At 67.3% G+C, this 19,373-nt stretch carries 24 protein-coding genes; 14 read left to right on the forward strand and 10 right to left on the reverse strand.

The genetic code is table 11. The features are described 5' to 3' along the window. The first annotated feature begins 12 nt into the window (after window positions 1–12). From U5914_RS00390 to U5914_RS00415, 6 genes are all read left to right on the forward strand, one after another. Complete coding sequence (locus U5914_RS00390) at window positions 13–387, forward strand: translation initiation factor IF-5A (protein WP_336133357.1); 375 nt, start codon at window positions 13–15, stop codon at window positions 385–387. Window positions 388–403: 16 nt separating this feature from the next. Next, a complete protein-coding gene (locus tag U5914_RS00395; protein ID WP_336133358.1) occupies window positions 404–1,213 on the forward strand; it encodes an arginase family protein in 810 nt (269 codons plus the stop codon). A 36-nt stretch (window positions 1,214–1,249) separates the two neighbouring features. Continuing rightward, window positions 1,250–1,867 carry a hypothetical protein gene (locus U5914_RS00400; RefSeq protein WP_336133359.1) on the forward strand — a complete coding sequence of 206 codons (618 nt, stop codon included), beginning with the start codon at window positions 1,250–1,252 and terminating at the stop codon, window positions 1,865–1,867. A 47-nt stretch (window positions 1,868–1,914) separates the two neighbouring features. Further along, the gene (locus tag U5914_RS00405) at window positions 1,915–2,685 is read left to right on the forward strand and encodes a Nif3-like dinuclear metal center hexameric protein (RefSeq protein ID WP_336133360.1); all 771 of its coding nucleotides are present in this window, start codon (window positions 1,915–1,917) and stop codon (window positions 2,683–2,685) included. A gap of 70 nt (window positions 2,686–2,755) precedes the next feature. Next, window positions 2,756–4,168 (forward strand): APC family permease, encoded by a 1,413-nt coding sequence (locus U5914_RS00410; protein WP_336133362.1) that lies wholly within the window; start codon window positions 2,756–2,758, stop codon window positions 4,166–4,168. Further along, window positions 4,168–4,875, forward strand: coding sequence for a universal stress protein (locus U5914_RS00415; RefSeq protein ID WP_336133363.1), 708 nt, complete (start codon window positions 4,168–4,170; stop codon window positions 4,873–4,875). Before U5914_RS00410 ends, U5914_RS00415 begins: the two co-directional genes overlap by 1 nt. Here the strand turns inward: U5914_RS00415 and U5914_RS00420 are convergent, their stop codons facing one another. After that, window positions 4,876–5,571 (reverse strand): SDR family NAD(P)-dependent oxidoreductase, encoded by a 696-nt coding sequence (locus U5914_RS00420; protein ID WP_336133364.1) that lies wholly within the window; start codon window positions 5,569–5,571, stop codon window positions 4,876–4,878. It abuts the gene before it with no gap. 97 nt (window positions 5,572–5,668) lie between these two features. Here U5914_RS00420 and U5914_RS00425 point away from each other — a divergent pair, with 97 nt between their 5' ends. The 3 genes from U5914_RS00425 to cruF are packed head-to-tail and all read left to right on the forward strand — an operon-like array spanning window position 5,669 to window position 8,862. Next, the gene (locus tag U5914_RS00425) at window positions 5,669–7,144 is read left to right on the forward strand and encodes a phytoene desaturase family protein (RefSeq protein ID WP_336133365.1); all 1,476 of its coding nucleotides are present in this window, start codon (window positions 5,669–5,671) and stop codon (window positions 7,142–7,144) included. 1 nt (window position 7,145) lies between these two features. Beyond that, window positions 7,146–8,018 (forward strand): prenyltransferase, encoded by an 873-nt coding sequence (locus U5914_RS00430; RefSeq protein WP_336133366.1) that lies wholly within the window; start codon window positions 7,146–7,148, stop codon window positions 8,016–8,018. Further along, window positions 8,011–8,862 (forward strand): bisanhydrobacterioruberin hydratase, encoded by an 852-nt coding sequence (cruF, locus tag U5914_RS00435; RefSeq protein WP_336133367.1) that lies wholly within the window; start codon window positions 8,011–8,013, stop codon window positions 8,860–8,862. The genes U5914_RS00430 and cruF overlap by 8 nt, the downstream gene beginning before the upstream one ends. Here the strand turns inward: cruF and U5914_RS00440 are convergent. From U5914_RS00440 to gcvT, 6 genes are all read right to left on the reverse strand, one after another. Further along, a complete protein-coding gene (locus tag U5914_RS00440) occupies window positions 8,859–10,274 on the reverse strand; it encodes a carotenoid oxygenase family protein (protein ID WP_336133368.1) in 1,416 nt (471 codons plus the stop codon). The genes cruF and U5914_RS00440 overlap by 4 nt on opposite strands. Before the next feature lie 3 nt (window positions 10,275–10,277). Then, window positions 10,278–11,231 (reverse strand): phytoene/squalene synthase family protein, encoded by a 954-nt coding sequence (locus U5914_RS00445; RefSeq protein WP_336133369.1) that lies wholly within the window; start codon window positions 11,229–11,231, stop codon window positions 10,278–10,280. A 95-nt stretch (window positions 11,232–11,326) separates the two neighbouring features. After that, window positions 11,327–11,710: a glycine cleavage system protein GcvH gene (gcvH, locus tag U5914_RS00450; RefSeq protein ID WP_336133370.1), complete on the reverse strand. Its 384-nt coding sequence runs from the start codon at window positions 11,708–11,710 to the stop codon at window positions 11,327–11,329. A gap of 64 nt (window positions 11,711–11,774) precedes the next feature. Continuing rightward, the gene (locus tag U5914_RS00455; protein WP_336133371.1) at window positions 11,775–12,155 is read right to left on the reverse strand and encodes a DUF8147 domain-containing protein; all 381 of its coding nucleotides are present in this window, start codon (window positions 12,153–12,155) and stop codon (window positions 11,775–11,777) included. A gap of 50 nt (window positions 12,156–12,205) precedes the next feature. Further along, a complete protein-coding gene (locus tag U5914_RS00460; RefSeq protein ID WP_336133372.1) occupies window positions 12,206–12,355 on the reverse strand; it encodes a hypothetical protein in 150 nt (49 codons plus the stop codon). 61 nt (window positions 12,356–12,416) lie between these two features. Further along, window positions 12,417–13,505: a glycine cleavage system aminomethyltransferase GcvT gene (gene gcvT, locus U5914_RS00465; RefSeq protein ID WP_336133373.1), complete on the reverse strand. Its 1,089-nt coding sequence runs from the start codon at window positions 13,503–13,505 to the stop codon at window positions 12,417–12,419. 95 nt (window positions 13,506–13,600) lie between these two features. Here gcvT and U5914_RS00470 point away from each other — a divergent pair, with 95 nt between their 5' ends. The 4 genes from U5914_RS00470 to U5914_RS00485 all read left to right on the forward strand — a co-directional run bounded on the left by U5914_RS00470 (window position 13,601) and on the right by U5914_RS00485 (window position 16,605). Then, window positions 13,601–14,047 (forward strand): NYN domain-containing protein, encoded by a 447-nt coding sequence (locus tag U5914_RS00470; RefSeq protein WP_336133374.1) that lies wholly within the window; start codon window positions 13,601–13,603, stop codon window positions 14,045–14,047. Further along, on the forward strand, window positions 14,047–15,057 hold the full coding sequence (locus U5914_RS00475) for a sodium:calcium antiporter (protein WP_336133375.1): 1,011 nt from the start codon (window positions 14,047–14,049) through the stop codon (window positions 15,055–15,057). The genes U5914_RS00470 and U5914_RS00475 overlap by 1 nt, the downstream gene beginning before the upstream one ends. A gap of 72 nt (window positions 15,058–15,129) precedes the next feature. Further along, complete coding sequence (locus tag U5914_RS00480; RefSeq protein ID WP_336133376.1) at window positions 15,130–15,966, forward strand: TatD family hydrolase; 837 nt, start codon at window positions 15,130–15,132, stop codon at window positions 15,964–15,966. 57 nt (window positions 15,967–16,023) lie between these two features. Next, window positions 16,024–16,605: a DUF7978 family protein gene (locus U5914_RS00485; protein WP_336133377.1), complete on the forward strand. Its 582-nt coding sequence runs from the start codon at window positions 16,024–16,026 to the stop codon at window positions 16,603–16,605. On the opposite strand, the gene U5914_RS00490 is transcribed toward U5914_RS00485, so the two are convergent. Genes U5914_RS00490 through U5914_RS00500 form a run of 3 tightly spaced genes read right to left on the reverse strand, consistent with a single transcriptional unit; the run spans window position 16,600 to window position 18,459 of the window. After that, window positions 16,600–17,139, reverse strand: a complete 540-nt coding sequence (locus U5914_RS00490) for a GNAT family N-acetyltransferase (RefSeq protein ID WP_336133378.1) — start codon at window positions 17,137–17,139, stop codon at window positions 16,600–16,602. The genes U5914_RS00485 and U5914_RS00490 overlap by 6 nt on opposite strands. Further along, complete coding sequence (locus U5914_RS00495; RefSeq protein WP_336133380.1) at window positions 17,132–17,812, reverse strand: metal-dependent hydrolase; 681 nt, start codon at window positions 17,810–17,812, stop codon at window positions 17,132–17,134. Before U5914_RS00495 ends, U5914_RS00490 begins: the two co-directional genes overlap by 8 nt. Beyond that, a complete protein-coding gene (locus tag U5914_RS00500) occupies window positions 17,812–18,459 on the reverse strand; it encodes a metal-dependent hydrolase (protein ID WP_336133381.1) in 648 nt (215 codons plus the stop codon). Before U5914_RS00500 ends, U5914_RS00495 begins: the two co-directional genes overlap by 1 nt. A 128-nt stretch (window positions 18,460–18,587) precedes the next feature. Here U5914_RS00500 and U5914_RS00505 point away from each other — a divergent pair, with 128 nt between their 5' ends. Then, window positions 18,588–19,292: a helix-turn-helix domain-containing protein gene (locus tag U5914_RS00505; RefSeq protein WP_336133382.1), complete on the forward strand. Its 705-nt coding sequence runs from the start codon at window positions 18,588–18,590 to the stop codon at window positions 19,290–19,292. Window positions 19,293–19,373 lie beyond the last annotated feature (81 nt).

Below are 19,373 nucleotides of genomic sequence, written 5' to 3' on the forward strand. Positions count from 1 at the left end.
GAAGCCGTGGGTATGCCGAAAGAGCAGACTGAGGTCCGAGACCTTCAGGAAGGCAACTACGTACTGATCGACGACGTGCCGTGTAAGATCACTGCCTACAGCACGTCCAAGCCCGGCAAGCACGGGAGTGCGAAGGCCCGCGTCGAGGGCACCGGCGTCTTCGACGGCCAGAAGCGCAACTTCACCCAGCCCGTCGACCAGAAGGTCTGGGTCCCCATCGTAGAGCGCAAGCAGGGTCAGGTCGTCTCCATCTCCGGCAACGACATGCAGGTCATGGACCTCGACACCTACGACACCATCACGATGCGTATCCCCGAGGACCTTGACCCCAGCCCGGACGACGACATCGAGTACCTCGAGTGGGAAGGCCAGCGCAAGGTTGTTTAAATAGGGCACGACGGTAATGGGCGACTTTCCCGGTGCGCGCGCCGCTTTGGACGACGCCGCCTACGCGGTCGTCGGCGCACCGCTCGACGTTTCTACCACGTTTCGCCCCGGCGCCCGCTTCGGGCCCGACCGCATCCGTCGATTCGCCCGCCCGTTCGACGAATACGACCAGCGCACAGGCCGGCACTTCTCGGACCTCGCCTGTGACTCGGGCGACGTCGCCCCGTGGGGCGACGTTCCCGACTACCTCGACTTTCTGACCGGCCAACTGACCGACCACCACGACGCCGGCCGCCTGCCGCTCCTCCTCGGCGGCGAACACACCGTCACCGTCGCCGGCCTCCGCGCCGCCGACCCCGACGTCTACGTCTGTCTGGACGCCCACCTCGACCTATACGAGGCCTACGCGGGCGATGAGTACGCCCACGCGACGGTCACGAACCACGCCCTCGATATCGCCGACGAGGCCGTCCTCCTCGGGGTGCGCACGGGCAGCGAAGACGAGTGGGACCGCGCCAGCGAGGCCGACGTGACCGTCGTTCCGCCCGAGGATGTCCCCGACTGGGAACCAGACTTCGACGGCGACGCCTACCTCAGCGTCGACATCGACGCCGCCGACCCCGGATTCGCCCCCGGGACCGGCACGCCGGAACCGTTCGGCCTTCAGCCCCGCGAGATGCGCGACGTCGTCCGCGCGGTTGCACCCCAGTCGGTCGGCTTCGACGTCGTCGAGGTCAACGACCGCGACGACGGACAGGCCGCCTCGCTGGCCGGCAAACTCCTCCAGACGTTCGTCTTCGCCCACGCCGAGGCGACCCTCGGCTGAGGTTTATATACCAAACCGGGCCCATCCCGTCGTAGCATGACGGGACCCACTCCCTCGCGCCGCACCGTTCTCAAGAGCCTCGCCGCCGCCACCGGAGCGGGCGGCGCTATCGCCGGCGGCAGTTACGTCGCCACCCGGCCGTCCGTCGCCGTCGAAACGGAGAACGTTCTCGACGCCGCCGACGTCCGCATCGAGCGCAACGACGGCGAACTCGACGCGGTGACCGTCGCGCCGGAACTGGCCGTCGAGTGGTCGGATTTCGGTGGCGGCCTCGACCGTATCGGCCTTACTCTCTCGGCGGCGCTCGACGGCGAGTCCGGCTACGACCTGCTGTTCGACGGGACGACAGCGGCGGATGGCGTGAGCACCGACGGTGACGGCCTCGATGCCGTCGACGGAGCGGTGGCCCTTGCGTTCGACCGCGTGGACATCACGGCGGTCGGTGATGCGGTGACGAGGAGCGATTTCGGCACGAACCTCGGCCCTGGCGAGGTCGTGACGACGACCGTCGAACTCACCCTCCGGGTCGACGTGGTGGGTTCCCAGAACGCCGAGACCGAAACCGCCTTCGAGACGGTCACCTTCGACGTGACGCTCCAGAATCCCGAGGGCGAGGCGACCGCGAGCGGGGCGGCGAACACCGACGCCGAGTGAGCAGGCAGGGCGACCGATACAAATGCCCGCCGCCCGACGACTCGAGTATGCACCTCTCGGAGTTCCGCGACCGCCTGAACGACCTGTTGGACCACGACGAGTACGCAAGCGCCGACGCCAGCGCCAACGGCTTGCAGGTCGGCAGCGTCGAACCGGCCGACACGGTCGAACACGCCGCGTTCGCAGTCGACGGCGTCGAAGCCACCTTCGAGGCCGCAGCGGCCGCCGGCGCCGATGTCCTCGTCGTCCATCACGGCATCGTCTGGGGCGGCCTCGACCGTGTGACGGGACTGGAATACGACCGCGTCGCCACCCTCGTCGAGAACGACCTCGACCTCTACGTCTCCCACCTCCCGCTAGACGGCCACGACGAACTCGGCAACGCCGCAGGACTGGCCGACTACCTCGATTGCGAACTCGTCGAACCGTTCGGCGAGGCCGGCGGCGTTCATATCGGCCAGCGTGTCCGTGCCGAGACGCCCTATACTGTCGAGCGCCTCCGGGACCGGCTCTCCGGACTAGATACCGGCGGCAAGCCGGTCGACGTGCTCGATTTCGGCCCCGAGGAAATCGAGGATATCGGCATCGTCACCGGCGGCGGCGCCGACTGGATTCGGGAGGCCGCCGAGGCAGGCGTCGACGCCTTCGTCACCGGCGAGGGCAAACAGAAGGTCTACCACGAGGCCCGCGAGGCCGGTGTGAACGTCTTCCTCGCCGGCCACTACGCGACCGAGACCTTCGGCGTGCAGGCTCTCGCTGACCTCGTGGCAACGTGGGACGTCGAGACGACGTATCTCGACCACCCGACCGGCCTATGAGCCGTCGGTACGCTCGTAGCGCGGCACCGGGGATACGCATAAACCGTAGCCGAATGGAACTCCGCACGGAATGAGTGGCGGAGCCAGCGGCACCAACATCGAGGGGGAGGCACCCGTCTCCGAGACCGTCGTCGAAACGGATGAGGCGACGGTCACGGAGAACGCCGAACTGGAACGGACGCTCGGATTATCCGGCGGCCTCGCCATCGGTATTGGGACGATGATCGGTGCCGGCATCTTCGTCTTCCCGGGGTTGGCAGCCGGCAACGCGGGGCCCGCCGCGGCGCTTTCCTTCGGCATCGGCACCGTCATCGCGCTGCTGGTCGCCCTACCGGCCTCCGAACTGGCGACGGCGATGCCGAAATCCGGCGGCGGCTACTACTTCATCTCTCGCGGCCTCGGCGCGCTCGCGGGCGCTGTCGTCGGCCTGTCGCTGTGGTTCGGGCTGGTCTTCGCGACGGCCTTCTATCTGGTCGGGTTCGGCTACTACGCGGTCGATTCGCTGGCCGAGGTGGGCGTGGCCGTCGGCGCCGACTGGGTCATCCCGCTGGCGCTCGTGGTCGGCGCCGGTTTCACCGCCCTGAACGTGACCGGGACCGAAAACGCCGCCAAACTCCAGAACGGCGTGGTCGCCCTCCTGTTGTCGATTCTCGCCGTCTTCCTCGGGTTCGGTGTCCTCGACGCCGTCGGCATCGTCGGCCAACCGACTGCCCCCGAGCGGTTCGCGCCGTTCGGATACGTGCCCGTCCTCTCGACGGCCGCGCTCGTCTTCACCTCCTATCTCGGCTTCGCACAGGTCGCCACCGTCGCCGGCGAGATGAAGGACCCCGGCCGGAACCTCCCGCTGGCGATGGTCGGGTCGGTCCTCATCGTCGGCGTCCTCTACGTGACGACCATCTTCGTGGCGACGAGTTCCTTCGGCGCCGAGCGACTGGCGGTGGAGGGTGAAACCGCGATGGTCGCCGTCGGCCGCGACCTGCTCGGGCCGGCGGGCGCCCTCGCCATCCTCTTCGGCGGCCTGCTGGCGACGATGTCGAGTGCGAACGCCTCGATTCTCTCGACGTCGCGGGCCATCTACGCCGTCTCGAAGGACGCCCTCTTGCCGAAGTGGGCCAGCAGAATCAACCTGAAGTACGGCACCCCGCATGTCGCGCTGGGGATGGCCGGCGGGCCGATTCTCGCGCTGACGGCGACGGGTCGCGTCGAGATACTCGCCGAAGTGGCCTCGTTCCTCCATCTCATCATGTACGGGCTCATCTGTGTCGCCTTGGTCGCCCTGCGCCGCGACGAACCCGAGTGGTACGACCCCGACTTCCGGGTGCCGGCCTATCGGCTCGTAGCAGGCGTCGGCGCGGTATCCAGTTTCGCGCTTATCGGGTTCATGCAACTGCTTTCGCAGGTTCTCGGCTTCGCCATCATGCTCGGCAGCGCCGCATGGTACTTCTACTATGCGCGCGATATCGAACTCAAGGGGGCACTGTAATGACTCGCGTACTCGTCCCGGTCGAGATTCTCGAAGGGGGCTCGGTCTCCTACGGCCTGATGAACCTCCTGGGGACCATGGACGTGACCGTCCTCGGTTACCACGTCCTCCCCGAGCAGACGCCGACCGACCAGGCCCGCGAACAGTTCGAAGAGCGGGCCGTCTCGGGGCTGGAGGACCTCGCCGAGGAGTTCCGCGAGGCCGGCGGCGACGCCGAATCCCGCCTCGTGTTCACCCACGACCGAGAGCAGACCGTCGACCGGGTGGCCAACGACGTCGACGCCCGTGCCTACGCCATCACCGGCGCGACCGGCGACGTCGGGCGCCTCCTCGTACCCATCGCGGGCGACGTGGCGGTTAACCGCATCCTCGATTTCGTCATCGAACTCGTCGGTGACCGCGATATCACGGTGACGCTCTTCCTCGCGAGCGAGGCCGACGGCGCCGACGCCCTACTCGAGGAAGCGGCCGGTACACTCGAAGACGCGGACATCACGACCGAGACGGAACTGGTTGTCTCCGCTCGGCCGTTCGACGCACTCATCGATGCGGTCCCCGGTCACGACGCCATCGTCATCGGTGAGGAGGCGCCGTCGCTGTCGACGTTCCTCCGTGGCGACGAGGCCGAACGTATCGCGTCGGCGTCCGTCGGTCCCGTACTGGTCGTCCGCGGCGAGCAGACCGCCGCGGAGTCGCTCGGCGAGTAATCAGCGGGTCGCCGCCTTCCACTCTCGCAGATCGACCACTTCGCCGTCAACGGTATCGGCGCCGGCCTCGCTGGCGGCCCACCAGAACATCGGTGCAACGTCTTCGGGTTCCCGCCCCTGCGCGTAGTTCGTCAGTTCGGTCTCGACCTGCCCCAGATCGAGGACGCCGACGACGGCTTCGAGTTCGACGGCGAACTGCCGGGCGACGGCCTCCGCGGCGGCCTTCGAGACGGCGTACGCGCCGAATCCAGGCTTCGCCTCCCGGGCGACTCCTCCGGAGGGAACGAGGGCGCGGGCACCCTCGTTCAGATGCGGGACGGCCTCGCGAATCGTCGCGAAGACGCCGCGAGCGTTGTTTCGGAGGGTGTCGTCGAACGCCGAATAGGACTCCTCGGCCAGCGGCGTCTCCCCGGGCGCGCCGTGGTAGACGCCAGCGTTGGCGACGACGCAATCGATGCCCGCCGCCTCGCCCTCCCGGGAGGCGGTCTCCATCAGGCGCTCGATGTCGAACTCGTCGCGGACGTCGGCCCGCATCGGCGTCGCCGACCCGCCTGCGGCCTCGATGTCCTCGGCGACGGCCGCGATGTGCTCCTGGTCTCGGGCGCAGATGACGACGTGGGCGCCCCGGTCGGCGAACAGTCTCGCGACCGCCTCGCCGACGCCACGGGAGGCCCCGGTGACGACTGCCGTATCCATACGCCGCCCACGCGCGGCCCCGACAAGGCGGTTTCCATCCCCCGTGTGGGTCGCCGCCACACCCGTTTTAATGGTGTCGCCGACGCTAGAGGTGCGTATGTCCACCGACCGGGTCATCGTCGTGGGGTCGGGCTTCGGCGGCCTCTCGACGGCCTGCTATCTCGCCGACGCGGGCTACGACGTGACCGTGCTGGAGAAGAACGAACAGCTCGGCGGCCGCGCCTCCGTACTGGAGGCCGAGGGCTTCCGGTTCGACATGGGGCCGTCGTGGTACCTGATGCCCGACGTCTTCGAGCGCTTCTTCGGCCACTTCGACCACCACCCGAGCGACTTCTACGAACTGGAGGCGCTGGACCCGCACTACCGGGTCTTCTTCAAGGACGGCGACTCCGCCGCGATTACCTCCGACCGCGAGGAGATGTACGACCTCTTCGAGTCCTACGAGGACGGCGCCGGCGAGGCCCTAGAGTCGTATCTCGACACCTCCGAGACCCACTACGAGACGGCGATGAACAAGTTCGTCTACGAGGACCGCCCGAACCTCCGGGACTGGGTCGGCCTCGACGTGATGCGGGCAGCACCCATCGGCCTCCAACTGCTGGGGACGATGGACGACTACGTCGCCGACTACTTCGACCACCCGAAACTCCGGCAGATAACCCAGTACTCGCTGGTCTTCCTCGGCGGCGCGCCCTCGAACACGCCCGCCCTTTACAACATGATGAGCCACGTCGATTTCAACCTCGGCGTCCACTACCCCGAAAACGGGATGCGCTCGGTCGTCGACGCCTGCGTCGAGTTGGGCGAATCGATGGGCGTCGACTACGTCACCGACGCCGAAGTGAGCGAGATAATAAATCGGAAGCAGGGCTTCGAGGTCGAATCGGCCGCCGGCACCTTCGAGGCCGACTACGTCGTCAGCGACGCCGACTACGCCCACACCGAACAGGAACTGCTTCCGGAACACGAACGCCAGTACGACGCCGAGTACTGGGACTCCCGGACGTACGCTCCCTCCGCCTTCCTGATGTACATGGGCGTCGAGGGCGACGTCGAACCGCTGGAACACCACACCCTCGTTCTGCCCGAGGACTGGAACCACCACTTCGAGCAGATATTCGATGACCCCGAGTGGCCCGAGAACCCGGCCTACTACCTCTGTGTCCCCTCGAAGACCGACGACAGCGTTGCCCCGGAGGGCCACAGCAACCTCTTTGCGCTCGTGCCGGTCGCCCCCGGACTCGACGACAGCGAGGAGGTCCGGACATGGTACCGGGACCTCATCCTCGACGACATCGCCGAGAGCACCGGCGTGGACCTGCGGGACCGCATCGTCTTCGAGGAAACGTTCTCCGTCTCGGAGTTCGCCGACCGCTACAACAGTCGCGCGGGGACGGCCCTCGGCCTCGCACACACCCTCCGACAGACCGCCGTCTTCCGGCCGCCGCACCGCTCGGAATCGTGTCCGGGCCTCTACTTCACCGGCTCGTACACCACCCCCGGCATCGGCGTCCCGATGTGTCTCATCAGCGGCGAACACGCCGCGGACGCGCTCATCGACGACGCCTCCTGACATGACCGACCACGCGCTGGACCGATTGCTTCCGAGCGAATCGACGGCCTCGGGCTACCTGCTCCGGGCCTCCCGTCCCCGCTTTTGGCTGTATCTCGCGGGGCCGGTCATCGTCGGCGTCGCCTACGCCGCAAGCGGCGTCGACGACCTGTTCTCGCCGCTTGCCGTCGCGCTCTTCGCGTACTTCCTCGTTCCGGCGAACGTCTTCCTCTACGGCGTCAACGACGTCTTCGACGCCGACATCGACGCCGAGAACCCCAAGAAAGAGGACCGCGAGGTCCGCTATCAGGGCGACCGACTGGTCCCCGCCGCGGTCGTCGTTTCGGGGCTTCTCGGCGTCGCCTTCGTTCCGTTCCTCCCGACGGTCGGCGTCGCCGCGATGGCCGCCTTCCTCCTGTTGTCGGTCGAATACAGCGCGCCGCCGCTCCGGTTCAAGACGACGCCGTTCCTCGATTCGCTGTCGAACGGCCTCTACATCCTGCCGGGCGTCGTCGCCTACGCGGGCCTGACGGGACAGGGGCCACCGCTCGCCGCCATCGCCGGCGGCTGGCTGTGGGCGATGGGCATGCACACCTTCTCGGCGATTCCGGACATCGAACCGGACCGCGAGGCGGGCATCGAGACGACCGCGACGTTCCTCGGCGAGTCGCGGACCTACGCCTACTGCGCCGCCTGCTGGCTCGCGGCGGCCGCCGTCTTCGGGTTCGTCCACCCGTTTTTCGCCGCGGTGCTCGGGGTTTATCCGGTCTTCATCGCAGGCATCGTCGCCAGCGACGTGAGCGTGGACCGCGCCTACTGGTGGTTCCCGTTCCTCAACACCGCCGCCGGGATGGTCCTGACGCTGAGCGCCCTGTGGGTGATGCTGTATGGCTGACGGCGACGGCGCCGTTGCGACGACGCGAGAGGTGCCGACGCGCCAGCAACTCGAACGTCGTCTCGATGCGCTGGTCGACGACAACCGATTCACCATCGCCGTCGTCTTCCCGACGGTCGGGGCGGTCATGCTGTTGGCCTCCGCCGAAGGGCTGCTCCCCGACCCCCTCTCGTTCAATCCCTATCTGGTCTTGCTCGGCGTCGCGGTCATGCGCCTCCCGCTCATCGCCGGGGTCGCGCCGCTGTTGACCCGGAAGGCCGGAATCGGCCTGCTGGCCCTCTGTGCCTACACCTACGGCATCGAGTTCGTCGGTGTGCTCACGGGCTATCCGTACGGCAACTTCGAGTACGGCGTCGACCTCGGGCCGATGGTCGCGGATGCGATACCGGCGGCCCTGCCGCTGTTCTTCCTGCCGCTGGTTCTCAACGCCTACCTGCTGTGTCTGCTCGTGTTGGGCGAGTCGGCCCGAAACGCGGCGCTTCGCGTGCCGGTCGTCATCGCCGCCGTCGTCGGCATGGACCTCGTCCTCGACCCCGCGGCGGTCGCCATCGGCTTCTGGAGCTACGACGCCGGCGGCCTCTACTACGGCGTCCCGTGGCTGAACTACGCCGGGTGGGTCCTGTCGGCGACCGTCGCGGTCCTCGTACTCGACTTCGTCTTCGACCGCGGCGGTCTGCTGGCCCGCCTCGACGCCTGCCCGTTCATGCTGGACGACCTCGTGAGCTTCGTCATCCTGTGGGGCTTCGTCAACGCCTTCTACGGCAACTGGGTGCCCGCAGTGCTGGCGGTCGGCTACGGCTACGCGCTGTGGCAGGTCGACCGGTTCGACTTCCCGGAGCGCTAGACCTCGGGGAAGTACCGCCCGTGGAAGCCGAAGGGGACGACGTGCGGAAGCGGCGCCCGCGCCAGTTCGGTCAGCGTCCTCGCGTCGAAAAGCAGGAGCATCGAGCGCTCGGCTTCGGTATCCAGCGCGGGCGCTAGCACCACGCCGTCGTCTTCTGCGTCGGCCTCGGGATGCTGGACCATCCGCGGTTCCTCGACGTAGACGCCGCGCTCCCACCACTCGTTGGCCGTGCCCGACTCGACGTCGATTTTGGCGAGGCCGTTCGCGCCGCGGCGGTCCGTCGCCTGCGCGTAGGCGTACCGGTAGTGCCGGCCCCGAACCGCCCGGGGGACCGTCGGCATCTCTAGACCGCCGTCGTACTGACGGGTACGGGTCACCGCCTCCGAGTCCGGCGACAGCCGGAACCGGACCAGTCGGCCGTCCGGCGCCGCGGCGAAGGCGTCCGCCGACAGGGCATCGAAGGTCAGTGCCTCGACGATGGCGGCGTCCTCGAAGGCCACGAGGTCGACCACGACGTCGCTGCCGTCCTCGTAGGCGTTGACGTGATGGAAGACGAAGAACGGGTCCGTTCGAAGGTCCGCAACGAGGGCTCCGGAATCGCGGTCGACGACGACGAACCGGGCGTCGCGGTCCGCGTCGTATTCGAGCATATCGAGCAACCCTTCCCGCCACGGCAACAGCGCCCGGAGGAGCGCGATGCGGAGCGGCGGTTCGACGAGCACGGCGTAGTGCTCGGTGATGGCGATGTCGTGGACGTAGCCCGGCCCCTCGGCATCGACCGAGGCGAACTGTTCGCGCTCGGCAGACCCGTCCGGAACGCGGTAGAAGTGATAGTTCGACTGTCGGCCGAAGGCGGTCGCATAGCCCACCGTTTCGCCGCGGTGCGGGTCGACCGAGAAGTGAGCAGTCGCGAGGTGTTCTCGAATCTCGTCGTTCCAGCGGAACTCGCCTCGGGTCTCCAGCGTGGTCGGGTCGAAGGCGACCCGTCGCGGCGCTTCGGTCAGCGCGACGTAGTGGTCGCCGAACCGGGCGACGTGGACGTTTGCGTTGTCCGTCGAGGCGGGCGGTCCGAGGGCGCGAAGCCAGCGACGGGCCTCCCGAAGCGGCCCGCCGCCGCTGGCGAACTCGCCGGCCGTCGCCCCGGACTGGGCGTCCTCGTAGGCTTCGCTGCGGAGAAAGCGGTTCGTGTACCGAACCTCGCCGTCCTCGAAGCCGTACCGGCGGAGCATGGCGAGGCCGTCGAACCAGTGGGTCGCCCGCTCGCCGCCGAACTCGAAGGAGCCGGGACCGTTCCGTATCAGGGCGCCGGAGAGCCACGTCGGGACCGACCCCTCGACGGGGAGCCGCCGGTCGACCACCTCCTCGTCGAGCGACTGGAAGCCGAGTTCGTAGGCGCGGTCGGTAGAATCCACAGATTAGTGCATCGGCAGCGGGTCCTTGGGTCGGGCCATCGGCCCCCTGTCTTCGGCCATCCGGACCGCGCTGACCTTCGTGAAAACGGTCTCGGGGTCGCCGTGCCGCATCCAGTGCCACCGAGTGCGGACGATGAGCGAGAGCTTCCGAAGCGTGCTGAGGGAGGGCTGTTCGGAGACGGTGTCGTAGTCCTGCTCGCGAATCAGTCGGTGATGCTCGGCGTACAACACTGCCGCCGTCAGGACGGGCAGTTGGCAATCGCGGGGCAGGTACTTGATGCCGGCGACCCCCTCGCGGTAGAGCCGTTCGGCCCGTCGGAGTTCGTGACGGATCGCATCGCCGACCTCGTCGGTAAACCGGAGGTTCTCGATGTCCCCGGGGTCGGCGTCGTAGGTCCGCAACGTCTCCCGCGGCAGGTATATCCGGTCGAGGTCGACGATGTCCTCGCGGACGTCCCGAAGGAAGTTCGTCAACTGGAAGGCCTCACCGAGTTTGCGGGCGTGCGGAACCGCCGTATTCTCGTCGTCGGTATCCATGATTATCGTCATCATGACGCCGACGGCGGAGGCCGACCCGCGCATATAGACCTCGAGGTCCTCGTAGGTCTCGTAGCGGTCGGTGTCGATGTCGGCCATCATCGCGTCGATGAACACCTCGACTTCCTCCACCGGGATGTCGTGGGTTTCCCGGAGTTCACAGAAGGCCGACAGGACGGGGTCGTCGGTGGGTTCCTCGCCGAGGGCTTGCCGCCGAATCTCCGCCAGTCGCTCGCGCTGTTCGCTGGGTGACATCCCCTCGGGATTGTCGACGACCTCGTCCGCGACACGGAAGAACGCGTACAGGACGTACGTCGCCTCACGGACCCGTTCCGGAAGCAGCCGCGTCGCATAATAGAAGGTCTTCCCAGTCCGCCTGTGGATGGACTTGCTCTCCGCGAGCTGGGTTTCGTCGACCATTCGGTTATTCCATAATAGGGCCGCACGCATCTTATGTGTTTGTGCGCCGGTATCGCTGGCGCTATCACGGCCTCTAGTTACGAACGGTCGGGTCCTCAGCCCAGTTGGGCCTCGTACTCGTCGGGCGACAGCAGCGCCTCGTACTCGCTTTCGTCGGCGAGGTCGACCTCCAGCATCCACCCGTCGCCGAAGGGGGCCTCGTTGACCAGTTCCGGGGCGTCGAAGAGGTCCTCGTTGACCGCCGTCACCTCGCCGGAAACGGGGGCATAGAGGTCCGAAACGGCCTTGATGGATTCGACGACGCCGAAATCGGCGTCCTTCTCGATGGCGTCGCCGACCTCGGGCAGTTCGACGAAGACCACGTCGCCGAGTTCGTCCTGTGCGAAGTCGGTGATGCCGATGCGCGCAGTTCCGTCCTCGCGGCGCGCCCACTCGTGGGACTCCAGATACCGACAGTCCTCGGGAACCTCGAAGCTCATACGTGGCGTTTCCGCCGTGGGGAATGTAGTGCTTTCTATGCCCCGCTTTCGGGATACCCGCCGACTACGCCTCATCCGCTATCGGTCGGGAACGCCACGCCAGCGCGGCGACCACGAGGGCGACGGCGACGCTCAGGAGGGCAATCGAATCGAACGGTAGAAGGCTCCTCGTCCGGGCAACCGAGTATCTGACGAACCACAGCAGGAACACCGAGTACCCGAAGGCGGCCACCCCGGTCAGCAGGGCGCGAACCGGTCGCGGCCGACGTGACCCGAAGAGGACGTAGGTTCCGGCGGCCCCGACGAGCGCGCTGGCGAGGGCTATCGGAAGGACGTAGAACACCGACGGGAAGTCCCCGCCGAACACCGTGAAACCGGCGACGCTCGCGACGAGGAAGGCCGCACCGCCGACGCCGACCGATATCAGGGTTCGTCGAAGTGCCATACGGGTCTAACGCGGGCTCGATTTAAAAATATACAGCGCGTACCGGCGCGTCACGGGCGGAAAGCGGATGTTTCGAAGAACTCCGGGATGAGAATGTTCGTTATCAGCGCCGTCGCGAGGACGACGACCATCACCAAGACGAGAACCGCGAGTAGCACGACGAACAGGTGTTTCCATCCCTCCTGACTCAGTGTGGCCACGCCAGTACTACGAGGGCAGTATAAATAACGTACACCCTACTGGGTGATTCGGCGGGAGTGTTCAGTCCCGCTCGTAGAACGGCAGCGACGCCACCTCGGCCCGCTTTTCGCGGTCACGCACGAGAACGTCGAGTTCGGTACCGGGGTCGGCGTACTCGGTGGGCACGTAGCCGAGGCCGATGGCCTCGCCGAGCGTCGGACTCATCGTCCCGCTCGTGACCTCGCCGACCGTCTCGCCGTCGACGGCGATGTCGTACCCGTGGCGGGCGATGCCCCGCTCCTGAAGTCGGAAGCCGACCAGCCGTTCGTCGACCCCACGTTCGTGTATCTCGGCCAGCGCGTCGCGGCCGACGAACTCGGCATCGAGGTCGACGACGAAGGCGATGCCGGCTTCATAGGGGGTGCGGGGATTCTCGTCGATATCGAAATCCTGTCCCGAAAGCAGGAAGCCGGCTTCGAGGCGGAGCGTGTCGCGGGCCCCGAGCCCACAGGGCTGGCAGTCCAGCGCCGACCAGACGGCCTCTGCGTCGTCGGCGTCGAAGAGCAACTCGACGCCGTCCTCGCCGGTGTAGCCGGTGCGAGCGACCAGACAGTCGACGCCGGCCACCTCGCGGTGTTCGGCGGTAAAGCGGGTGATGTCGCTCGGGTCCTCGCACAGTTCGGCCAGCAGCGACAGGGCGTCGGGGCCCTGCAGGGCGACCATCCCGTAGTCGGTCGTGGCGTTCTCGACCGTGACATCGAGGCCCCACTCGTCGGCGTGGGCCGTCCAGCGGTCGTACATCTGGTCGTCGTGGCCGGCGTTCGGGATGAACAGGAAGTCGGCGTCCTCGCGGTCGGGAAGCCGGTAGACGACCGTATCGTCGATGATGTCGCCGTTTTCGTCGGTGACCGTCGCGTATTGTGCGTCGCCCGCTCCCAGTTCGGTGACGTCGTTGCTCGTCAGGCGGTTCATGAGGGCGGTCGCGTCGGGGCCCGAGACCTCGATTTCGCCCATGTGTGAGACGTCGAACTTCCCGGCGGCGGTGCGGACGGCCTCGTGTTCTTCGCGGATGGAGTCGAACTCGACGGGCATCTCCCACCCGCCGAACTCGGTCAGTTTCGCGCCCGCGTCGGCGTGGACGGCGCCGAGCGGCGGCGTTCGAAGGGACATACCTGCGTCCTCGGCGGCCGGGGAGTAAGGTCTTCCCACTCCGCCCGCCGCGGCGGACCGCCAGCGATTAGACGGGGCCGCTCGGAGTGGTCGGTATGGGATTGTTCGACCGACTCCGAAGCGGGACGTCGGCCCCCGCCGTCGGTATCTTCGTCGATGGGCCGAACGTCTTCCGCGAGGAGTTCGACGTCGACCTCGACGACCTGCGGGCGCTGGCCGAACGCGAGGGGTCCAGCGCCATCGCCCGGGTCTACGTCGACGAGAACGCCGGCGGCGGCCTGATTCAGGCCGCCGAGGCCCGCGGGTTCGAGGTCGTCACCACCAGCGGCGACGTGGACGTGAAACTCGCCGTCGACGCCGTCGAAGCGGCCGTCGAGGGCCGTATCGACACGCTCGTCATCGTCTCGCGGGACACCGATTTCAAGCCCGTCATCGAGACCGCGAAGAAACGCGGGCTCCACACCGTCGCCGTCGCCCCCGGCACGTACGGTCGCTCGGACGCGCTGCGGAACGCCGCCCACGACGAGGTGACGCTCGAATAATGGCCTCGGTGCCCGTCCTGCTCGGTGTCGGCCTCGTGGCGACCGCCATCGTCTGGGCCGGTTCGTCGTGGCTCGAAGGCGCCTCGGGAACGCTCGCCGAACACTACGCTCTCCCGCGGCTGATTCAGGGCGCGCTCATCGCCGCCGTCGGGTCGTCGGCGCCCGAACTGGCGAGTGCGGTCATCTCGACGGTCCGCTACGGCGAGTTCGAACTCGGCGTCGGCGTCATCGTCGGCTCCGCCGTCTTCAACATCCTCGTCATTCCGGCGCTGTCGGCGCTGCTCGCCGACGGCTCGCTGGATACCGGCCGCGACGTCGTTTATAAGGAGGCCCAGTTCTACATGCTCTCGGTCGCGTCGCTGTTCCTCGTGCTTTCGTTTGCCGTCATCTACAATCCGGCCGAGGGGGCGGGGCTTCGCGGGGACATCACCCGGCCGCTCGCGCTGTCGCTTCTGGCGCTGTACGGCCTCTACGTCTTCATCCAGTATCTCGACATCAGCGACGCCAACGTGAAGGCCGTCACCCTGTCCCTGCGGGACCTCCTCATTGAGTGGGGCAAACTCCTCGCCGGCATCGCACTCATCATCGCCGGCATCGAGGCGCTGGTCTGGTCGGCCATCGGCCTCGGGGATGCCTTCGGGACGCCGTCGTTCCTCTGGGGGATGACCGTCGTCGCCGCGGCGACGAGCCTTCCGGACGCCCTTATCAGCGTCGCCGCCGCCCGCATCGACGAACCCGCCGTCAGCCTCGGGAACGTCCTCGGGAGCAACATCTTCGACCTGCTCGTGGCCATCCCCGCCGGCGTCCTGCTGGCGGGCGCGACGACGGTCTCCTTTACCGATGCCGTGCCGATGATGGGCTTTCTGGTTATCGCCACCATCGTCCTCTTCACGTTCGCCCGGACGGACATGGAGATATCCGACGGGGAGGCCAGCGCGATGCTCGTGATGTACTTCGCGTTCGTGGGATGGCTCCTCCTGGAGAGCGTCGGCGTCGTGAACTACATCTAGGTGGCCCACGGACGCGTGGTGCAGCCACCGCGTTCCCTGCCGCTTTTTGTCCTGCCCGCCGAACCGGCATTCATGTACGACGGCCCGATTCTCGACAACCACCTCCATCTCGACCCGGTGAACGGCCGCGGCGCCGAGGCGGCCGAGGATTTCGCCAACGTCGGCGGCACCCACATGAACGTCCTCAACAAGCCCTCGTGGCACCTCGTCGGCGACGTCAAGGGCGCCGAGGGGTTCCGCGAGACGTTCGAACTCACTATCGAGGTGACCGAGGAGGCCGACGAAATTCTGACGGGCCGCGCGTGGCCCGTCCTCGGCGTTCACCCCGGTCTGATATCGCAGTTGACCGACCGCGGTTTCGACCCCGAGGAGGCCGCCGAGTTGATGAAAACCGGCATCGAGGTGGCCGCCGAGTACGTCGCAGAGGGGCCGGCGCTGGCCATCAAATCCGGCCGCCCGCACTACGACGTCAGCGACGCAGTCTGGGACGCCTCCAACGAGGTGATGCGCCATGCTTTCGAGCGCGCCGCGGAGGTCGGCTGTGCCGTCCAGTTGCACACCGAGGGCGGCGAGGACTTCGAGGAGATAGCCGAGTGGGCGGAAGCCGAGGGCCTGCCCCGCGAGCGGGTGGTCAAACACTACTCGAACGGTCACATCGAAGGGCCGATTCCGAGCGTCATCTGCGACAAGGACGAACTCCAGCGGGCCTGTGAGGGCGACTGGCCCTTCTTCATGGAGACGGACTTCATCGACGACCCCGACCGACCGGGCGCGGTCTTCGGCCCGAAGACCGTCCCCAACCGGACGAAGTGGCTCGCCGAGGCGGGCTACGGGGAGGCCCTCTACCGCGCCCACGTCGAGACGCCGGCGCGGGTCTACGGCGTCGACACCGAAGCGACGCTGTCGTAGTTCGTCCTTTCGAGAGCCACAAAATTATTTACCCAGAGAGGAGTCCAGAGTACTGTTATGTCGTCCAATATCGATGCGGATAGCCTTCCACTGGTCCCCGGCGCCGTCGCCGGCGCTATCGCGTGGCTGCTCGGCTACGTGTTCACCTACGTACTGGTAAGTTCCGACCTCCGTGAGTCCACACTGAACCAGTTCGCCCAGGCGTTCGGTGACGGCGATGCGACCTACGAACTCGTCGGGTGGGTGTTCTTCAACTCCCACTTCGCCGATACCATCATCGATGCGGGGTTCTTCGGAACCAGTGCGGCGAACTTCGTCGGCGGTGAGGACGGCTTCACCGCGCTGCTGTACGTGATTCCGCCGTTGCTCCTGCTCGCTTCGGGACTCGCGATCGGCCGCTATCAGGGAGTTACCGACGCGAACGATGGCGCCGTCGCTGGTGCGTTCGTCGTTCCGGGATATCTGGTGCTCTCGATAGTCGGGGCATTCCTCTTCCGCGTCGAAGCCGGCGGCGCCAGCGGTCAACCCGACCTGCTGCCGACGATTCTGCTGGCCGGCATCGTCTATCCGGTCGTGTTCGGTGCCATCGGCGGTATCCTCGCCTCCGTCACTGCCGAAGACAGCACCGGCGGCTCATAGCTCCCGAGCGACGATTTCTCCCCACGGCTCGAAGCCGTGGCGTTCGTAGAACGCGTAGGCCCGCTCGTTGTCCCTGTCGACGTCGAGCAGTAGCCGGTCCAGCGGCAGGTCCTGTCCGCGGGCCACGTCGACGGCGGCCTCGATGAGCGCGTCGGCGACCCCCTCGCCGCGCCAGTTGGGAGCGACGTAGAGTTCGTTGATGACCGCGGCGTCCCAGATGAAGGCGAGTCGCTCGGGGAGGAGGAAGATGTAGCCGACGACGCCGTCCGTGCGGTCGGTTCCGGCATCGGCCGCGGCCTCCGCGAGCAGGAGACAGCGGTCCTCGTCGTCGATGCAGCGGTCGACCCACGACAGCCAGCGGCGGCGGTAGGCGTCGTCCAGCTTCGACTCGTATTTGGCGGCCTTCTCGTCGCCGCCCGTTCCGGTACCGAGGCCGGTCTCGAAGGCGATTTTGTGGTCCCACAGCGCCTGTCGGTCGGCGTCGTCGCTCGGGTCGTAGGGGCGAAGCGTGATTCCCTCGGGGCGTTCACTCATCGTTCGACTCGGAGACGCCGGGGGATTGAAACCGCTTCGCTACGGCGACGAAGAGACCGGCGACGATGAGGTAGAGTTGCCACCCCTGTACCGCGATGGGAACCCGCCGGTCGACGGGGCCGTCCGACGAGGGGTTCGCGGAGGGCTGAGCGGGGTTCGAGACGTGGGTCTCCTGTCGACCCCCGCCGCCGCCGACGTCGACGGACTGCTGGCCGGTATCGGGGTCCTCGAACACCTCGACGAACGTCTGGACGAAGCCCTCGGCCGTCGAGTAGTAGGCTTCGCCATCCAGTTTGAAGAACTGGTCGCGGAGCGGCCACAGCATGTTGACGCCCTCCAGATGCGTCCAATCGAGGGAGATGTGAGCGAAGACGTGGACGAAGGCGCCGACCCACAGAAGCCGCGTGCCGTAGTCACCGACCCGGTGGCGTATCCACGACGCCTCCCGGGCGTGGGTCTCCCAGTAGAGGAGCCCCATCCCGCCCACCGGCACGAGGACGTTGTGCAACAGCGTCCGGTGGGCGCCGTTCATCACGAACCCGACGAGGGTGTCGGCATCCGGCAGCAGGACCGCCACGAGGAGGAAGACGGCCGCCCGGCGGTCGTAGTAGCTGCCGAGGAGGCCGACGCCGACGAGGAACGCGAGGCCGACCTGAACTATCGTCGACGGCATCAGTGCCGCCCCCCTTCGACGGCGAACTTGGCTGGGATGGTGGCGATAGCCCCGATGACGACGACGAGTTGCCACGCCGAATCGACGATTCGAACGGTTCGCTCGGCGCCGGGCGGATTGCTGGTGCCGGCCGTCGGGTTGACCCACGTCGCGATGTGGCGGCTCTCGGTCGTGCCGACGGTCCGAACCGACAGGACGCTGTTGCCGAACTCGACGTAGGTCTGGACGACCCCCTCCTGTGTCGAGAGGACGAACTTGCCGACGATGGCGTAGTAGTCGTTCGACAGGGGATAGAGCACCGCGACGCTCTCGATATTGAAGAGGTCGAGGCCGATGCCGGCGACGGCGTAGGCGGCGACGGCGACCCACGCGACCCGGACGCCGTACCAGCCATAGCGGGCCCGGAGCCACGACTCCTCGCGGCGTTCGGTATCCCAGTAGAGGAGGCCAGCGGCCGCAAGCGGGACGAACGCCGAATGGAGGGCGGCGTTCGTCGTGCCGTGGACGAGGAGACTGAGGACCGCGTCGAAATCGGGCAGGGCGGCGGCGACGGCGACGACCGCCAACGACCGGCGGTCGAAGGCCGCCCCTAAAAGGGAGACGCCGATGAGGACGCCGACGGCGACGTTGACGAGGGTCGGCGGCATTATCGGCCCCTTCGTCCGAACCCGCTTAAATTCGCGGGCGGACATGTGCTGGGACTGAAGGGGCGAGTCCGAGCCAGCGACGGCGCCACGAAGGCACGCTTATACCCGTCGGCGCGCTGGCTTGGGGTATGCGCGACCCCCGCGAGGAACTCGCCGAGCGCATCGCCGGCGAGGTCACCCTCTCCGCAGACCCCGGAGCGACGCTACGGAAGTGGCGCGAGGAGTTCGACGTCGCCCAGACGACGCTGGCCGAGGAACTGGACGTCTCGGCCTCGGTCGTCTCCGACTACGAGAGCGGCCGACGGGAGAACCCCGGCGTTCGCGTCGTCCGCCGGGTCGTCGAGGGACTGCTCGCCGTCGACGAACGCCGCGGCGGCGACCGCGTTCGCCAACACGCCCGGGTCATCTCGGCCGGATTCGAATCCGACGTGGTCTACGACCTCCGTGAATACTCGACGACCGTTCCGATTACCCGCTTTCACCGGACCATCGACGCCAAGCCCGTCGTAACGGGACAGGCCGAGACCATCGCCGGCCACACAGTCATCAACAGCGTCGAGGCCATCAAACGGCTCTCCAGCGAGGAGTTCTACCGCCTCTACGGTCAGTCGACCAATCGCGCGCTCGTCTTCACGGACGTGACGCGGGGTGAATCGCCGCTGGTAGCGCTTCGGGTCGTCACGCCGACGCCCTCCGCCGTCGTCCTCCACGGCATCGAGGACGAGGACCTCTGGGAGCACGCGCCGGCGCTGGCCCGGGCCGACGGCGTGTCGCTCGCGACGACGACGAAACCGCTCGACGAACTGCTGGACGCGCTTCGGGAGTTCCCCTGACGGTAGCCGAGGCTGAATCGGCCGGGAACCGCTACGTACAGGAAGCGACAAAAATCGTGCGACTACCGGCTGAAACCCGAT

The sequence above is a fragment of the Natronomonas amylolytica genome, from assembly GCF_037031205.1.
Lineage (GTDB): Archaea > Halobacteriota > Halobacteria > Halobacteriales > Haloarculaceae > Natronomonas > Natronomonas amylolytica.

Bases quoted from the DNA above. Each gene is read 5' to 3' on its own strand.
- U5914_RS00390 (WP_336133357.1), top strand. From the start codon at position 13: ATGCCGAAAGAGCAGACTGAGGTCCGAGACCTTCAGGAAGGCAACTAC.
- U5914_RS00395 (WP_336133358.1), top strand. From the start codon at position 404: ATGGGCGACTTTCCCGGTGCGCGCGCCGCTTTGGACGACGCCGCCTAC.
- U5914_RS00400 (WP_336133359.1), top strand. From the start codon at position 1,250: ATGACGGGACCCACTCCCTCGCGCCGCACCGTTCTCAAGAGCCTCGCC.
- U5914_RS00405 (WP_336133360.1), top strand. From the start codon at position 1,915: ATGCACCTCTCGGAGTTCCGCGACCGCCTGAACGACCTGTTGGACCAC.
- U5914_RS00410 (WP_336133362.1), top strand. From the start codon at position 2,756: ATGAGTGGCGGAGCCAGCGGCACCAACATCGAGGGGGAGGCACCCGTC.
- U5914_RS00415 (WP_336133363.1), top strand. From the start codon at position 4,168: ATGACTCGCGTACTCGTCCCGGTCGAGATTCTCGAAGGGGGCTCGGTC.
- U5914_RS00420 (WP_336133364.1), bottom strand. From the start codon at position 5,571: ATGGATACGGCAGTCGTCACCGGGGCCTCCCGTGGCGTCGGCGAGGCG.
- U5914_RS00425 (WP_336133365.1), top strand. From the start codon at position 5,669: ATGTCCACCGACCGGGTCATCGTCGTGGGGTCGGGCTTCGGCGGCCTC.
- U5914_RS00430 (WP_336133366.1), top strand. From the start codon at position 7,146: ATGACCGACCACGCGCTGGACCGATTGCTTCCGAGCGAATCGACGGCC.
- cruF (WP_336133367.1), top strand. From the start codon at position 8,011: ATGGCTGACGGCGACGGCGCCGTTGCGACGACGCGAGAGGTGCCGACG.
- U5914_RS00445 (WP_336133369.1), bottom strand. From the start codon at position 11,231: ATGGTCGACGAAACCCAGCTCGCGGAGAGCAAGTCCATCCACAGGCGG.
- gcvH (WP_336133370.1), bottom strand. From the start codon at position 11,710: ATGAGCTTCGAGGTTCCCGAGGACTGTCGGTATCTGGAGTCCCACGAG.
- U5914_RS00455 (WP_336133371.1), bottom strand. From the start codon at position 12,155: ATGGCACTTCGACGAACCCTGATATCGGTCGGCGTCGGCGGTGCGGCC.
- gcvT (WP_336133373.1), bottom strand. From the start codon at position 13,505: ATGTCCCTTCGAACGCCGCCGCTCGGCGCCGTCCACGCCGACGCGGGC.
- U5914_RS00470 (WP_336133374.1), top strand. From the start codon at position 13,601: ATGGGATTGTTCGACCGACTCCGAAGCGGGACGTCGGCCCCCGCCGTC.
- U5914_RS00475 (WP_336133375.1), top strand. From the start codon at position 14,047: ATGGCCTCGGTGCCCGTCCTGCTCGGTGTCGGCCTCGTGGCGACCGCC.
- U5914_RS00480 (WP_336133376.1), top strand. From the start codon at position 15,130: ATGTACGACGGCCCGATTCTCGACAACCACCTCCATCTCGACCCGGTG.
- U5914_RS00485 (WP_336133377.1), top strand. From the start codon at position 16,024: ATGTCGTCCAATATCGATGCGGATAGCCTTCCACTGGTCCCCGGCGCC.
- U5914_RS00490 (WP_336133378.1), bottom strand. From the start codon at position 17,139: ATGAGTGAACGCCCCGAGGGAATCACGCTTCGCCCCTACGACCCGAGC.
- U5914_RS00495 (WP_336133380.1), bottom strand. From the start codon at position 17,812: ATGCCGTCGACGATAGTTCAGGTCGGCCTCGCGTTCCTCGTCGGCGTC.
- U5914_RS00500 (WP_336133381.1), bottom strand. From the start codon at position 18,459: ATGCCGCCGACCCTCGTCAACGTCGCCGTCGGCGTCCTCATCGGCGTC.
- U5914_RS00505 (WP_336133382.1), top strand. From the start codon at position 18,588: ATGCGCGACCCCCGCGAGGAACTCGCCGAGCGCATCGCCGGCGAGGTC.